At 62.6% G+C, this 14,404-nt stretch carries 12 protein-coding genes; 3 read left to right on the top strand and 9 right to left on the bottom strand.

Annotated features, from left to right (window positions below):
• Positions 1-51 precede the first annotated feature (51 nt).
• The 3 genes from LHU53_RS11580 to guaD form a co-directional block, all read right to left on the bottom strand.
• Positions 52-915 carry a neutral zinc metallopeptidase gene (locus tag LHU53_RS11580; protein WP_227332810.1) on the bottom strand — a complete coding sequence of 288 codons (864 nt, stop codon included), beginning with the start codon at positions 913-915 and terminating at the stop codon, positions 52-54.
• A gap of 17 nt (positions 916-932) precedes the next feature.
• Positions 933-1,505, bottom strand: coding sequence for a dCTP deaminase (dcd, locus tag LHU53_RS11585; RefSeq protein ID WP_227332811.1), 573 nt, complete (start codon positions 1,503-1,505; stop codon positions 933-935).
• Between the two features lie 90 nt (positions 1,506-1,595).
• On the bottom strand, positions 1,596-2,918 hold the full coding sequence (gene guaD, locus LHU53_RS11590) for a guanine deaminase (RefSeq protein WP_227332812.1): 1,323 nt from the start codon (positions 2,916-2,918) through the stop codon (positions 1,596-1,598).
• Between the two features lie 80 nt (positions 2,919-2,998).
• Between guaD and LHU53_RS11595 the strand changes: the two genes are divergently transcribed.
• Positions 2,999-3,544, top strand: coding sequence for a VUT family protein (locus LHU53_RS11595; protein ID WP_227332813.1), 546 nt, complete (start codon positions 2,999-3,001; stop codon positions 3,542-3,544).
• A 43-nt stretch (positions 3,545-3,587) separates the two neighbouring features.
• On the opposite strand, the gene LHU53_RS11600 is transcribed toward LHU53_RS11595, so the two are convergent.
• The 5 genes from LHU53_RS11600 to LHU53_RS11620 form a co-directional block, all read right to left on the bottom strand.
• Positions 3,588-4,628, bottom strand: a complete 1,041-nt coding sequence (locus LHU53_RS11600; RefSeq protein ID WP_227332814.1) for an adenosine deaminase — start codon at positions 4,626-4,628, stop codon at positions 3,588-3,590.
• Between the two features lie 67 nt (positions 4,629-4,695).
• On the bottom strand, positions 4,696-5,868 hold the full coding sequence (locus LHU53_RS11605; protein WP_227332815.1) for a BMP family ABC transporter substrate-binding protein: 1,173 nt from the start codon (positions 5,866-5,868) through the stop codon (positions 4,696-4,698).
• 96 nt (positions 5,869-5,964) lie between these two features.
• Positions 5,965-6,885 (bottom strand): ABC transporter permease, encoded by a 921-nt coding sequence (locus tag LHU53_RS11610; protein WP_227332816.1) that lies wholly within the window; start codon positions 6,883-6,885, stop codon positions 5,965-5,967.
• On the bottom strand, positions 6,885-7,952 hold the full coding sequence (locus LHU53_RS11615; RefSeq protein ID WP_227332817.1) for an ABC transporter permease: 1,068 nt from the start codon (positions 7,950-7,952) through the stop codon (positions 6,885-6,887). The genes LHU53_RS11610 and LHU53_RS11615 overlap by 1 nt, the downstream gene beginning before the upstream one ends.
• On the bottom strand, positions 7,945-9,522 hold the full coding sequence (locus LHU53_RS11620; protein WP_227332836.1) for an ABC transporter ATP-binding protein: 1,578 nt from the start codon (positions 9,520-9,522) through the stop codon (positions 7,945-7,947). The genes LHU53_RS11615 and LHU53_RS11620 overlap by 8 nt, the downstream gene beginning before the upstream one ends.
• A 217-nt stretch (positions 9,523-9,739) precedes the next feature.
• Between LHU53_RS11620 and xdhA the strand changes: the two genes are divergently transcribed.
• Entirely contained in the window at positions 9,740-11,191 is a 1,452-nt protein-coding gene (gene xdhA, locus LHU53_RS11625) for a xanthine dehydrogenase small subunit (RefSeq protein ID WP_227332818.1), read from the top strand.
• Positions 11,188-13,662, top strand: coding sequence for a xanthine dehydrogenase molybdopterin binding subunit (xdhB, locus tag LHU53_RS11630; RefSeq protein ID WP_227332819.1), 2,475 nt, complete (start codon positions 11,188-11,190; stop codon positions 13,660-13,662). The genes xdhA and xdhB overlap by 4 nt, the downstream gene beginning before the upstream one ends.
• A gap of 63 nt (positions 13,663-13,725) precedes the next feature.
• Here xdhB and LHU53_RS11635 read toward each other — a convergent pair whose 3' ends face one another.
• The gene (locus LHU53_RS11635; RefSeq protein ID WP_227332820.1) at positions 13,726-14,349 is read right to left on the bottom strand and encodes a Crp/Fnr family transcriptional regulator; all 624 of its coding nucleotides are present in this window, start codon (positions 14,347-14,349) and stop codon (positions 13,726-13,728) included.
• Positions 14,350-14,404 lie beyond the last annotated feature (55 nt).

The following is a 14,404-nucleotide window of genomic DNA, read 5'->3' on the forward strand; positions in this document are numbered from 1 at the left end:
AGCTGGTGTGGCCCCAAGAACTGGAGCAAAGCTCAGATTATCCCTCAAGCGTCAAAGTTGGCGTGCGCTGAAGGTGTCGCAGCGCTTGACGCTGCCGTTTTGCAAGCCGATGTCAAACCAGCGCTGGCGCTGCGCGCTGCTGCCGTGGGTAAAGCTGTCGGGAACCACCTGGCCGCCTCCGGCACGCTGCAGTGCATCGTCGCCAATTTTGGCGGCGGCGTTCATGGCTTCTTCCACGTCACCCGCTTCGAGCAACTGACGCGATGCCTGCGCGTGGTTGGCCCAGACGCCGGCAAAACAATCTGCCTGCAACTCCAGGCGCACGCTCAGGCCGTTGTATGCCACCTCGCTGACCTGGCCGCGCATCTGGTCCATCTTGTCGGTGATGCCGAGCAGGTTTTGCACGTGGTGGCCCACCTCATGCGCAATCACATAGGCCTGGGCAAAGTCGCCTGGCGCACCCAGCCGGTTTTGCAGGGTTTCGTAAAAACCCAGGTCGATGTAGACCTTGCGGTCGGCCGGGCAATAAAACGGTCCCATGGCGGCCTGACCCTGCCCGCAGGCCGTAGCGGTGCTGCCGCGAAACAGGATGAGCTTGGGTTCCTGGTAAGTGCCACCGGCCTGGGTGAAGACCTGCTTCCAGACATCTTCGGTATCGGCCAGCACGGTCGAGACAAAACTGGCCATCCGGTCATCGGCGGGCGGTCGTTGGGCTGGCGCAGACGAGACCTGCGTCGCGGGCTCGCCACCGCTCAGGATATTGAGCACCGTCATCGGGTTGACACCGAAGAAATAGGACGCGACCAGCGCGATGACGACCGAGCCAATGCCAATCTTGCGGCCCCCGCCACCACCCGAACCGCCGCTGCGGCGGTCTTCCACGTTGTCTGACTGGCGGTTGCCTTCCCACTTCATGAGGGTGCGCTCTGAATTCAGGCCTTGGGCAGCGTCACGCCGCGCTGGCCCTGGTATTTGCCACCACGGTCCTTGTAGCTGGTTTCGCAGACGTCGTCCTTGTCACTCTCAAAGAACAAGACCTGGGCACAGCCTTCACCGGCGTAAATCTTGGCGGGCAGCGGTGTGGTGTTGGAGAACTCCAGCGTCACATAACCTTCCCACTCAGGCTCGAACGGGGTCACGTTGACGATGATGCCGCAGCGCGCGTAGGTGCTTTTGCCCAGGCAGATGGTCAGCACATTGCGCGGAATTCGAAAGTACTCCATGGTGCGCGCCAGTGCAAAACTGTTGGGCGGGATGATGCAGACATCGTCGTTGAAGTCGACAAAACTCTTCTCATCAAAGTTCTTCGGGTCCACCACGGTGCTGTGGATATTGGTGAAGACCTTGAACTCGGGCGCGCAGCGGATGTCGTAGCCGTAGCTGCTGGTGCCGTAGCTGATGATTTTGTTGCCGTCACGCTGGCGGATCTGGCCGGGCTCGAACGGCTCGATCATGCCGGTGGTCTCTGCCATGTGGCGGATCCATTTGTCGCTTTTGATGCTCATGGGAAGTCAGTCTCCGGAAGGGGTAGCGGATTGTAAGCAGGGCCTGGCTGGGGTCAGCTTGTCGTCGCCAGATGGGCCGCGCCAGCAGGCCTACAAAGCTTGTGAAATCACGGTTTGCTGCACCAAGCGGTCGTCGCCCAGCACGATCATCGAGAACAGCAGCTCATCCAGGTTGGCCGCCAGCGCCCTCTTGCGCGCCAGCAGCGGCGTGGCTTGCGGGTTGAGCAGCACAAAGTCGGCCTCACAACCCGGCAACAGGTTGCCCACCACACCAGAGAGCCCCAGCGCCTGCGCAGCACCTGCGGTGTGTTGCCACCACAGGTGCTGGGGCGACAGTGACAAACCGTCCTTGGTCTGCCCTTCCCGCCCCACGTAATAAGCGGCCAGCATGGTGTGAAACGGGCAAAAACTGGTGCCGCCGCCCACGTCATTGGCCAGGCCGTAGTTGAAGCCCACACGGTCGGCGCTGGCGTAATCAAAAAAACCACTGCCCAGAAACAAATTGCTGGTGGGGCACACCGCAGCGGCGGCACCGCTGTCGCGCATCAGCGCACGGTCAGCATCGTCAAAGTGGATGCAATGCGCGTAAATGGCGCGCTGGCGCAGCAGGCCAAAGTCGGCATAGGTGGCCAGATAACTGTCAGACGCCGGGAACAGATCACGCGCCCAGCCGATTTCCTCGTGGTTTTCCGCCACATGGGACTGAATCCACACGTCCGGATACCGCGCTGCCAGCTCACCCGCGCCGCGCAACTGAGCGTCCGAGCTGGTGGGTGCAAAACGCGGCGTGATGGCGTAGCCCAACCGGTCCACGCCGTGCCAACGCTGCAACAAGGCTTCGGAATCGATCAGGCTTTGCTCGGTGGCGTCCAAGGCGCCAGGTCTGGAGGGCTGATTCAGCAAATCGGGCGGTGCATGCCGGTCCATCAGGCACAGGCCGGTGATCAGCCGCAGCTGTTGTTTTTTCGCCTCTGCAAACAGCGCATCGACGGATGCCGGGTGCGAGGTGGCAAACGTCAAGGCCGTCGTCACACCGTTGCGCAGCATTTCTGCGACGAAGAAGGCAGCTGCCTGCGCACAGTAGTCAGGGGCTGAGAAGCGGTTTTCTTCTGGAAACGTGTAATGCTCCAGCCACGGCAGCAAGCCATCTGCCGGCGAGCCGATCACATTGGCTTGCGGGTAATGGCTGTGCAAATCCACAAACCCCGGCGCAATGATTCGCCCCGGAAAGTGCTGCACCGGCAGCTGCGGGTATCGTGCCACCAGGTCGCGATAAGGGCCGACGGCCTGCACCACCTGGGTGCCTTGCGCGTCGGGGCCGGTCACCAGCAGACCGTCATCCAGATAGACAGCGCTGCTGCAGGGATCAGCATCGGGCTTGAAATACAACAGGGCGGCGCGGTAGGCTCTCATAGACTGCCAAGCTTACCCAATTTACCCCGGTTTGACGGACCAAGGTGCGTGCCGCACGGCCCTGAAGCGATAATCCGGGCATGAACACACCGCTCCAACCTCACCTTTTTGCGCTTTGGCGGCCGATTTTGGCCATGTTGCTGGTCATTGTGTCGTCCAATTATCTGGTGCAGTTTCCCATCAACGACTGGTTGACCTGGGGCGCCTTCACCTTCCCGGTGGCTTTTCTGGTGACCGATCTGACCAACCGCGCGGTGGGCACCGCAGCAGCCCGGCGCGTGGCCTGGGTGGGTTTCGCGATTGCGGTGGTGGTGTCGTTGGCGCTGGCGCCCTGGCGTATTGCGGTGGCCTCGGGCGTGGCGTTCATTGTGGGCCAACTGCTCGACATCGTCGCTTTCAACCGCTTGCGCGCCGGTTCCTGGTGGAAAGCACCGCTGATTGGCTCGGTGGTGGCGTCGGTGGTCGACACCGGCATCTTTTTCTTCCTGGCGTTTGCGGGTTCCGACATGGACTGGCTGATGCTGGCCGCTGGTGACCTGAGCATCAAGTGGCTGATGGCCGCCGTGTTGCTGGCACCCTACCGGGTGATGCTGCCGCGCCTGCAGCTGTGGGTGCCGGTGCGATAAGCACCTTGACCGGCCACTTGCTGCCGGTCAATACCTCGTCCATTCATTCAAAGGTTTCAAACAGCTCAGCCAACTGGTCCTGGTAGGCCCGTTTGGCTGATGCCTCAATGAAGCTCGCCGCAAAACTGTTGCTTGCCAGCTGGTAAGCGTGCTGCGCGGTCAGACCCAGTGCCGCAAAGGTCTGGGTGAAGTTCTCGTTGATGTAGCCACCAAAATAGGCTGGGTCGTCCGAGTTGATGGTGGCCACCAGACCGGCCTGCAGCATGGCGCCTAGGTTGTGCTGCGCCAGCGTCGGGAACACACACAGTTTCAGGTTGGACAGCGGGCATACCGTGAGCGGAATCTGCTCACGCACCAGCCGCGCCACCAGCGCCGAGTCCTTCATGGCTTGTACGCCGTGGTCAATCCGTTCCACTTTGAGCGCATCCAGGGCGCTCCAGATATAGGCTGGCGGCCCTTCCTCACCGGCATGGGCGACCAAGCGCAGGCCCAGTTGGCGCGCTTTGGCAAACACCTCGGTGAAATTTTCGGGCGGATGGCCCAGTTCACTCGACGCCAGCCCCACACCCAGCAACTTGTCGAGATGCGGCGTGGCCTGCTCCAGCGCTTCAAAAGCCTCGGCCTGGCTCAGATGGCGCAAGAAACACAAGATCAACCCGGCACTGATGCCCAGCTTGGAGCGCGCGTCGACACAGGCGCGGTGCAACCCATTGATCACGGTGTCGGTGTCCACGCCGTGGCCGGTGTGGGTCTGGGTGTCAAAGAAAATTTCGGTGTGCACCACCTGGTCGGCCGCCGCGCGCTGCAGGTAGGCCCAGGTCATGTCGTAAAAGTCCTGCTCGGTGCGCAGCACCTGGGTGCCCGCGTGGTACACGTCCAGAAATTCCTGCAGGTTGCCAAACACATAGGCCCGTTTGAGCGCCGCCACATCGGCGTAGGGCAGGCTCAAGCCATTGCGTGCAGCCAGCGCGAACATCAGCTCGGGCTCCAGCGAGCCTTCGATGTGCATGTGCAGCTCGGCTTTGGGCATGGCTCGCAGCAGGTGCGGAAGGCGCTCAGTAGAAACGGGTTTGACAGTGTGCATGGCAGGCGATGGGTGGGGGAGACAAAAAAGCCGCCCGAAGGCGGCCTTGACCAGGGGCGATGCCAGTTTACTTGGCGCCGGGCACTTTGCCTTCCACGCCCTTGACGTAGAAATTGATGCCGCTGAGGAACTTGTCATCAGCCACCGCATCAGCGGCCAGCATGTCCTTGCCCGCGTTGTTCTTCAGCGGACCCTTCCAGATCACAAAGGAGCCGTCAGCCAGACCCTTCTTGACTTCTTCCACCTTGGCTTTGGTTTCAGCCGGCACATCCTCGGCGATCGACACGATGTCGATCGCGCCTTCCTTCACGCCCCACCAGCTGTGGGTGCCTTCGCCGGCCGTCCAGGCGCCTTCCAGGGCTTCCTTGGTGGCCTTGATGTAGTACGGGCCCCAGTTGATCACGGCGGAGGCCAGGTGCGCTTTCGGGCCGTAGGCGGTCATGTCGGAATCCCAACCGAAGGCGCGTTTGCCCTTGGCTTCAGCGGTTTTCAGCACCGCGGGCGAGTCGGTGTTCTGGAACAACACGTCGGCACCACCGTTGATCAGGCTAGTGGCGGCTTCGGTTTCTTTCGGCGGGTCAAACCAGCCGTTCACCCAGACCACCTTGGTTTTGACCTTGGGGTTGACGCTTTGTGCGCCCAGGGTGAAGGCATTGATGTTGCGCAGCACTTCAGGGATCGGGACCGAACCCACCACGCCCAGCGTGTTGCTCTTGGTCATGGCACCGGCAATCACACCGGCCATGTACGCGCCTTCATAGGTGCGGCTGTCGTAGGTGCGCATGTTGGCGGCCTGTTTGTAACCGGTGGCGTGCTCAAACTTCACGTCCGGGAACTCGGCGGCCACCTTGAGCATGGGCTCCATGTAACCGAAAGTGGTACCAAACACCAGCTTGTTGCCTTGGCCGGCCATGTCGCGGATGACGCGCTCGGCATCGGCCGATTCCGGCACGTTTTCCACAAACGAGGTGACGATCTTGTCGCCAAACTCGGCTTCCAGGGCTTTGCGACCGTTGTCATGCGCAAACGTCCAGCCGCCATCACCCACCGGGCCCACATAGGCAAAACCAATCTTCAGAGGATCTGGTTTGGCGGGTTCGGGTGCCGATGCCACCGGGGCGGGCTCAGGAGCAGGCGCGGGCGCAGGCTCCTCTTTTTTGCCACAGCCCACCAGCGCAGCAGAGGCCACGGCGGTGAGTGCAGCCGCCTTGAGCAGCATACGTTTTTGCAGATCAGTCATATCGGGTCCTTATCAAAGGGGTTGAGACGAGTTGAGAAAAAAACAGCCATTATGAATGCGTCCCGGACGGTTTCGTCAAGCAGAAATAGCTTGGATTCACGCACCCGGATAAAACGGTTTGCCGATGCTGGCGGGCATGTTGATGCGGATCCACTGCGGGTTGCGCGAGATCAGCGCCAGCACCACGATGGTGGCCACATACGGCAACATGCTCAGGAACTGGCTCGGCACATCGACCCCGATCCCCTGCAAGTGAAACTGCAACATCGTCACGCCGCCAAACAGGTAAGCCCCAAGCAACACCCGTGCCGGTCGCCAGGTGGCGAAGGTGGTGAGTGCCAGCGCAATCCAGCCCTTGCCCGCCACCATGCCCTCCACCCACAGCGGCGTGTAGATGATCGAAATGTAGGCGCCCGCCAGCCCACACAGGGCCCCACCCACCATCACGGCCAGCAGGCGGATCAGGCGCACCGGGTAACCCAGCGCATGGGCCGACTCGGGGCTTTCACCCACGCTGCGCATGATCAGCCCGCTGCGGGTGCGGTACATGAACCAGATCAACCCGAGCGCAAACAGCACGGTCAGGTACACCAGCGGGTGATGCCGAAACAGCGCCGCCCCCAACCATGGGATATCTGACAGATAGGGAACGGCAAACGCGGCACGCTCGGGAATTTTGGCCTGCACAAAAGAGGTGCCCACAAAGGCCGAGAAACCGGCGCCAAACAGGGTCAGCGCCAGCCCGGTGGCGTACTGATTGGTGTTGAGCCAGATCACCAGCAGGCCAAACATGCCTGCCAGCACCGCGCCCACCACCATCCCGGCGGCAAAACCCATCACATCCGAGCCGGTGGTGACCACCGTGGCAAACCCGGCAATGGCCGCGCAGAGCATCATGCCCTCCGCCCCCAGGTTGACGATGCCCACCTTCTCGTTGATCAGCAGCCCCAGCGAGGCCAGTGCCAGCACCGTGCCCGCGTTTAACGTGGCCGCCAACAGCAGCGCGTAAGACTCCATCAGGCGCTCCTTCTCTTATGCAAGGTGAGCCGGTAATTCACCAGCGTGTCGCAAGCCAGCAGGCTGAACAGCAGCAGGCCCTGAAACACACCGGTGAGCGATTTGGTGAGCCCCAAGCGCGACTGCGCCAGCTCACCACCGATGTAAAACATGCTCATCAACAGGGCCGACAAGACCATGCCCACCGGGTGCAGCCGCCCGACATAAGCCACGATGATGGCGGCAAAACCGTAACCCGCTGGCACATACGGCGTGAGCTGGCCGATGGGCCCGGCCACCTCCAGCGCACCGGCCAAACCGGCCGCGCCACCGGAGATCAACAACGCCGTCCACAGCGCCTTGCGCGATGAGAACCCGGCGTAACGCGCCGCCGCCGGCGCCAAGCCGCCCACCTGCAATGAAAACCCGGCCCGAGTGCGAAACAAAAAGACCCACAAGCCAATGACACCGAGCAAGGCAAAAAATACCCCGATGCTCACCCGCGACCCCGTGAACAGGCGTGGTATCCGCGTGACGGCTTCAAAGGTCTTGCTTTGCGGAAAGTTGAAGCCCATCGGGTCTTTCCAGGGGCCGCCCACCAGGTAACTCAGCAGTTGCACCGCCACATACACCAGCATCAGGCTCACCAGAATCTCGTTGGCATGGAAACGGTCGCGCAGCAGCGCGGTGATGCCCGCCCACACCATGCCGCCCAGCACACCGGCCAGCAGAATCGGCACCACGATCCAGGCGCCGGTGGAGCGATCAGCCATCAGCGCCACCCCGGCGGCAAAAATGGCCCCAATGATGTACTGGCCCTCGGCACCAATGTTCCAGACGTTGGAGCGAAAACACACCGCCAGCCCCAGCGCAATGATCAACAGCGGCGTGGCCTTGACCAGCAACTCGCCCCAGGCGTAGCCGCTTTGGATCGGCAGCCAGAAAAACATCTGCAAGCCCTTGACCGGGTCTTTGCCCAAAGCGGCAAACATCAGCGCACCGATCAGCACGGTGATCGCCAGCGCCAGCAGAGGCGAAGCATAGGTCCAGACGCGTGACGGCTCGGGGCGCGCTTCGAGCTTAAGCATGACCCGCCTCCTGCCCGCCATCTTGCAGGCCCGACATTTCCGCCAGGTGGGCTTGCACCTCATAGTCCCACAGACCGCTCATCCACTCACCAATTTTTTCGACCGTGGCCTCAGCTGCCGGAACTGAGGGTGACAACTGGCCGCGCGCAATCACATGCAGGCGGTCACAGACTTCAAACAACTCGTCCAGCTCTTCGCTGACCACCAGAACCGCGCAGCCCGCGTCGCGCAGCGCCAGAATTTCGCCGCGAATTTGCGCCGCAGCACCCACATCCACCCCCCAGGTGGGTTGCGAGACGATGAACAGCTTGGGGTTGGCGTCAATTTCGCGCCCCACAATGAATTTCTGCAAATTGCCCCCCGACAGCGACCGCGCCACCGAACGTGAGCCACCCGCCTTGACCTTGAAACGCGCAATGATCTCTGCCGCCTGCGCTTCCAGTTGTTTCACACGCACCCACCCGCCAAAAAAACCCGGGTAGGCAATGGCTTCCTGGCGCGTCAGCAGCAGGTTGTGCGCCAGAGAGAGCGTGGGCACGGCACCGCGGCCCAGACGTTCCTCGGGCACAAAATGCAGACCCAGCTTGCGCCGGCGCCCCGGGTGCATGCTGGAGACATCAACCCGGCCCATGCGCACGCTGCCCGGCTTGGCGCGGTTGTCTTCACCCGACAACGCACACAGCAACTCTTTCTGACCGTTGCCCGACACCCCGGCAATACCCACCACCTCACCAGCGCGCACCTCAAACGAAATGCCTTCCAGGTCGACGCCAAACTGGTCTTCGCGCGCCAGGGTCAGGTTGCTCACCCGCAGCACACTCGGGCCGGGGTCTTGCACACGGTGCGTCAGCTGCGGTGGCTCGGCGCCAATCATCATGCGCGACAGCGAAGCATTGCTCTCTTGTGACGGGTTGCACACGCCGGTGACCTTGCCGCCGCGCAACACGGTGCAGGCGTTGCAAAGTTCACGGATTTCATGCAGCTTGTGGCTGATGTAGAGAATGCTGCAGCCTTCACTGGCCAACTTTTTCAGCACCACAAACAGTTTTTCAACGGCCTGCGGCGTCAGCACCGAGGTGGGTTCGTCCAGGATCAGCAGTTGCGGGTTGGTCAGCAGCGCGCGGATGATCTCCACCCGCTGCATCTCGCCCACGCTCAAGGTGTGCACCGGGCGCGCCGGGTCGATGTCCAGCCCGTACTCGGCCGCCTTGGCCTCGATGCTGCGGGCGACCTCAGCCAGGCTGAGCGTCTTGCTCAGGCCCAGCCAGACGTTTTCGGCCACGGTGATGGTGTCAAACAGGCTGAAATGCTGGAACACCATGCTGATGCCCAGGGCGCGCGCCTCTTGCGGGTTTTTGATGTGGACTGGCTGGCCGTTGAAGAGCACCGAGCCCTCGTCGGGTTTGACCGAGCCGTAGATGATTTTCATCAACGTGGATTTGCCAGCCCCGTTTTCACCCAGCACGGCATGGGTTTCGCCAGGCAGTACCGTCAAAGACACCTCGCTGTTGGCCACCACACTGGGGTAACGCTTGGTGATGCCACTGAGCTGGAGTCGGGGGGTGAGGATGGGCGAGCGCACAGGATTTGTTTCAAAATGCCGGACAACGATGGATATAAAACTAATTTGGACGGAAGTGTATTGAATAAACCGGGGCCAACGCCAAGCACAACAAGAATCGTGTCAAGCAAGGACGATGCCACGCTTGGCAGGAATCTTGCTGCAACCTGCCACCCCCTCCATCACGCCACCTGTCCCGTTCAGCCTTCTTTGGATACCGACACCCATGCCTCATCCTGACCTTCACTTTGTGCACCGCGGCGAACTGGTCACGCTGCACCACGTCCCCCCCACCCGCACCCTGCTGCAACTGCTACGCGACGACCTGGGTTTGACCGCCACCAAAGAAGGCTGCAACGAAGGTGACTGCGGCGCCTGCACCGTGGTGCTGGGCGAAAGGCGCGACGGGCGCCTGCATTACAACGCCGTCAACAGTTGCATCCGGCTGGCCCATTCGATCCACGGTTTGGCGCTGTGGACGGCGCAAGACTTGGCTGCAGCGGACGGCACCTTGCACCCGGTACAGCAAGCGCTGCTGGCCAACCATGCCAGCCAGTGCGGCTTTTGCACCCCCGGCTTTGCCATGAGCCTGTTTGGCCTGTACCAGAACCAGGTGTGCCAGGGCCAGCGCGTGAGCCGCGAACAGGCCCTGGATGCGCTGTCGGGCAACCTGTGCCGCTGCACCGGCTACCGGCCCATTCTGGATGCGGCGCAGCAGATGTCAAGCTGGCCGACCGTGGCGCTCAACGAGGCGGACATCCTCGCCAAACTAGCGCTGCTGGCCACGCCGGAACGGGCGCTTGCGCCTGATGTGAGCTACCAATCCCCGACCACGCTGGCTGAACTGCTGGCGCTGCGGGCCGCCCAGCCGCAGGCACAACTGGTGGCCGGATGCACCGATGTGGGGCTGTGGGTCAACAAACAACACAAGGATTTTGCGCAGGTGCTGGACCTGACCCGGGTGGCAGAACTGCGCCAGATCAGCTCAAACGAGGCCCACCTGAGCATCGGTGCTGCTGTCACACTGACCGACGCCTTTGCGGCGCTGGAAGCCAGCCGCCCTGCCCTGCACGCTTTTGCCATGCGTTTTGCCGGTGCGCCGGTGCGCAACTCGGGCACGCTGGGCGGCAATGTGGCCAATGGCTCGCCCATTGGTGACTCGATGCCGCTGCTGATTGCCTTGCGCGCCCGGGTTGAACTCGCCAGTGTGCGTGGGTTGCGTGAGCTGCCCTTGGAATCGCTCTACACCGGTTACCGCCAGAACGTGATGGCAGCGGACGAGGTGCTGAGCCGCATCATCGTGCCGCAGCCTGCGCCAGGCGAATTTTTGCGGGTTTACAAAGTATCCAAACGCTTGGAAGACGACATTTCTGCCGTCTGCCTGGCGGTGCAGCTGCACCTGAAAGAGGATCAGGTCGCACAGGCTTCCATCGGCGTGGGCGGGGTGGCCGCCACGCCGGTGCGCGCGCGTCAAACCGAGGCCGCGCTGCGTCACCAGCCCTGGACCCCGGCCACCGTCGACGAGGCCATGGCCACCTTGCGTGGCGAGTTCCAGCCGATTTCCGACATGCGCGCCAGCAGCGACTACCGCCGCACGGTGCTGGGCAACCTGCTGCAACGGCTGTGGCGCGAGAGCCAGGGCGAAGCCGACGTGTCGCTGGAGACCTTGCAAGCATGAACACGTTTCCCGACACCGTGACCTCTGCCGCGACAACCGCGGCGTTGCGCCAGACGCCACCCGCAGCCTTAGCCAAGCACCTCGCCGCATCGTCGGGCGCTTGCGGCAGTTCAGCGCCGCATGAAAGTGCGAAAGCGCAGGTGTCAGGCGCTGCGCCATATATTGACGATTTGCCAGAACTGCGCGGCACCTTGCATGCTGCCCCCATTTTGTCCACCGTCGCGCATGGTCAACTGCATGGATTAAATGCGTCGGCAGCCCTGGCTTTGCCCGGGGTACACGCCATTGTCTCGGCCAATGATGTGCCGGGTGACCCTGTGCTGGCGGCGTTTGCCGGGGACGAGCCGGTGTTTGCGCGTGACACCGTGCAACACATCGGCCAGGTGATGGGCCTGGTGGTGGCCGACAGCGTTGAACTGGCCCGCCGTGCCGCCCGGCTGGTGCAAGCCGACATCACCGCCCTGCCCGCCATCCTGAACGTGCAGGACGCGCTGGCCGCGCAAAGTTATGTGCTGCCGCCAGTGACTGTGGCGCGTGGGGATGCCGAGGCCGCGCTGGCGCGCGCGCCGCACACCTTGAGCGGCACCCTCGAAGTCGGTGGCCAGGAACACTTTTACCTGGAAGGCCAGGTGGCCTACGCCCTGCCGCAGGAGCAGAACCAGTGGCTGATCTACAGCAGCACCCAGCACCCGGGCGAGGTACAGCACTGGGTGGCGCACGCGCTGGGGCTGGACAACCACGCGGTGCGCGTCGAGTGCCGCCGGCTCGGTGGCGGTTTTGGTGGCAAGGAAACCCAGGCCGGCCATCTGGCGGTGTGGGCTGCCGTGGCCGCCGCCAAGGTGAAGCGCCCGGTCAAGTTGCGGCTGGACCGCGACGACGACTTTCTGATCACCGGCAAACGCCACCCATTCAGCTACCAGTACACCGTGGGTTTTGATGACACCGGGCGCCTGTGTGGCCTCAAACTCATGATGGCGGCGCACTGCGGCTTCAGCGCCGATCTATCGGGCCCGGTGGCCGACCGCGCGATCTTCCACGCCGACAACGCCTACTACCTGCAGGACGTGGCCATCACCTCGTACCGCTGCAAGCTCAACACCCAGAGCCACACCGCGTTTCGCGGCTTTGGCGGGCCACAGGGCATGATCGTCACCGAGGTCATCCTGGGCGACATCGCCCGCCACCTCGGCCTGGACCCGCTGGCCGTGCGCTTGCGCAACCTGTACAGCGACGAGCCACTGGAGGCTGACGCAGTGACCCGCCAAGCGCGGCAGCCTGCGCATGCCTCACGCGCTGCCCCACCCGTCCAGCTACAGATGCATGGCGCGCCAGCCCCGGCACGCCGCGACACCACGCACTACGGCATGCAGGTGGAAGGCAACATCCTGCAACCGATGCTCGCCACACTGGCACAGTCTGCCCAGTACCTACAGCGGCTGGAGGCCATTTCCGCATGGAACGCCAGCCACAGCACCGTCAAACGCGGCATCGCCATCACACCGGTCAAATTCGGCATCAGCTTCACTGCCACGCTGTTCAACCAGGCTGGTGCGTTGGTACATGTCTACCTGGACGGCAGTGTGCAGGTCAACCACGGCGGGGTTGAGATGGGCCAGGGCCTCAACACCAAGGTGGCGCAAATTGTGGCCGACGAACTCGGTGTGCCACTGCACAAGGTGCTGGCCACGGCGAGTGACACCAGCAAAATCCCCAATGCCTCGGCCACCGCAGCCTCGGCCGGCACCGACCTCAATGGCCGCGCCGCGCAGTTTGCGGCGCGCCATGTGCGCGACAACCTGGCGGCTTTTGTCGGTGGGCTCGACGGTGTGGGTGCGGGTGCGGTCACCTTCCAGAACGGCCAGGTGTTCACCCCCAAGACCACGCGCACATTCGATGCGGTGGTGCAGCTGGCCTATGCCAACCGCATCCAGCTCTGGAGCGACGGCTTTTACCGCACACCCAAGATCCACTACGACAAAACCACGCTCAGTGGTCGGCCGTTTTATTACTTTGCGTATGGCGCGGCCTGCACCGAGGTCGCCATCGACACCTTGACCGGCGAAAACAAGGTCTTGCGCGTGGACATCCTGCACGACGTGGGTCGCTCGATCAACCCGGGGCTGGACGTGGGTCAGATCGAAGGCGGATTTGTGCAGGGCATGGGGTGGCTCACCACCGAAGAGCTGGTCTGGAATGACAAGGGTTTGTTGACCACCCACGCCCCCAGCACCTACAAGATCCCAACAGCGGGTGACATTCCCGCCCATTTCAAGGTTGATTTGTGGGACGCCCCCAACACCGAGGACAACGTCGGGGGCTCCAAAGCGGTGGGGGAACCCCCCTTCATGCTGGCCATTAGCGTGTTTGAGGCGCTGCGCGACGCGGTGGCGCGGGCGCGCAGCGATGCAAGTGTGAAGCTCAACGCGCCCGCCACGCCTGAACGCGTGCTCCAGGCACTGGGCCAATCCTGACGCTCCAAATGAAAAGAGCTTCCCTCTTGCGAAGCTCTGGCTCGGCCTGGGGCTGGGGCTGGCTTAAAAACCAGCCAGGGAACGCAAGGCGCCGGGGTTCAGCAGATTCAACACGCGGCCCGACCCACTGATCAGGCGCTTTTCACGCAAATGACGCAGCACGCGCGACAAGGTCTCGGGTGCGATGCCAAGTTGCGCCGCGATGCTGCGTTTGCGCTGCTGCAACTCCACCGCCAGATCACCCTTGGCACCAAAACGTGCATGGCTGAGCAACCATTCGGCACAACGGGCCTCAGCGTCCTTGGCCAGACGGCTCATCGCAAATTCGGTTTGTCGGCGGTGCGCCATCGCCACGTCGGTCAACACGGCTTGTGCAGCGCCCGGCATCTCGGCGATCGCTTTTTTGAAATCAACGGCGGCTACCGTGCAGAGCTTCAGCGGGGTGTCCGCCACGGCATCGACCAAATGGGGCAGGCCCAACACGACCGAACTCGCGTCCAGCCAGCAAGGGCCTTCCAGCACACCAATCTGGTGCGCCATCTCGTCCGAGCCCATCACACCCAGTGCAACCCGGCCGGATTCAATAAAACTGACCTGGTCAGCTTCGAAACCGCGTCTCAGCAACACCTGGCCGCGGCCCAGTGTTCGCGTTTGCGCGAGCGGATTGATGGTGTGGACTGTAAACATAGCCTCTAATATGGTGTATCGCGCCCATGACAACCTTGAGCCAGATCAAATAGAA

Origin of the sequence: Rhodoferax sp. U2-2l, from assembly GCF_020594515.1 — a bacterium.
GTDB lineage: Bacteria > Pseudomonadota > Gammaproteobacteria > Burkholderiales > Burkholderiaceae_C > Rhodoferax.

Bases quoted from the DNA above. Each gene is read 5' to 3' on its own strand.
- xdhB (WP_227332819.1), top strand. From the start codon at position 11,188: ATGAACACGTTTCCCGACACCGTGACCTCTGCCGCGACAACCGCGGCG.
- LHU53_RS11635 (WP_227332820.1), bottom strand. From the start codon at position 14,349: ATGTTTACAGTCCACACCATCAATCCGCTCGCGCAAACGCGAACACTG.
- LHU53_RS11600 (WP_227332814.1), bottom strand. From the start codon at position 4,628: ATGCACACTGTCAAACCCGTTTCTACTGAGCGCCTTCCGCACCTGCTG.
- LHU53_RS11615 (WP_227332817.1), bottom strand. From the start codon at position 7,952: ATGCTTAAGCTCGAAGCGCGCCCCGAGCCGTCACGCGTCTGGACCTAT.
- dcd (WP_227332811.1), bottom strand. From the start codon at position 1,505: ATGAGCATCAAAAGCGACAAATGGATCCGCCACATGGCAGAGACCACC.
- LHU53_RS11580 (WP_227332810.1), bottom strand. From the start codon at position 915: ATGAAGTGGGAAGGCAACCGCCAGTCAGACAACGTGGAAGACCGCCGC.
- guaD (WP_227332812.1), bottom strand. From the start codon at position 2,918: ATGAGAGCCTACCGCGCCGCCCTGTTGTATTTCAAGCCCGATGCTGAT.
- LHU53_RS11595 (WP_227332813.1), top strand. From the start codon at position 2,999: ATGAACACACCGCTCCAACCTCACCTTTTTGCGCTTTGGCGGCCGATT.
- LHU53_RS11610 (WP_227332816.1), bottom strand. From the start codon at position 6,885: ATGGAGTCTTACGCGCTGCTGTTGGCGGCCACGTTAAACGCGGGCACG.
- xdhA (WP_227332818.1), top strand. From the start codon at position 9,740: ATGCCTCATCCTGACCTTCACTTTGTGCACCGCGGCGAACTGGTCACG.
- LHU53_RS11605 (WP_227332815.1), bottom strand. From the start codon at position 5,868: ATGACTGATCTGCAAAAACGTATGCTGCTCAAGGCGGCTGCACTCACC.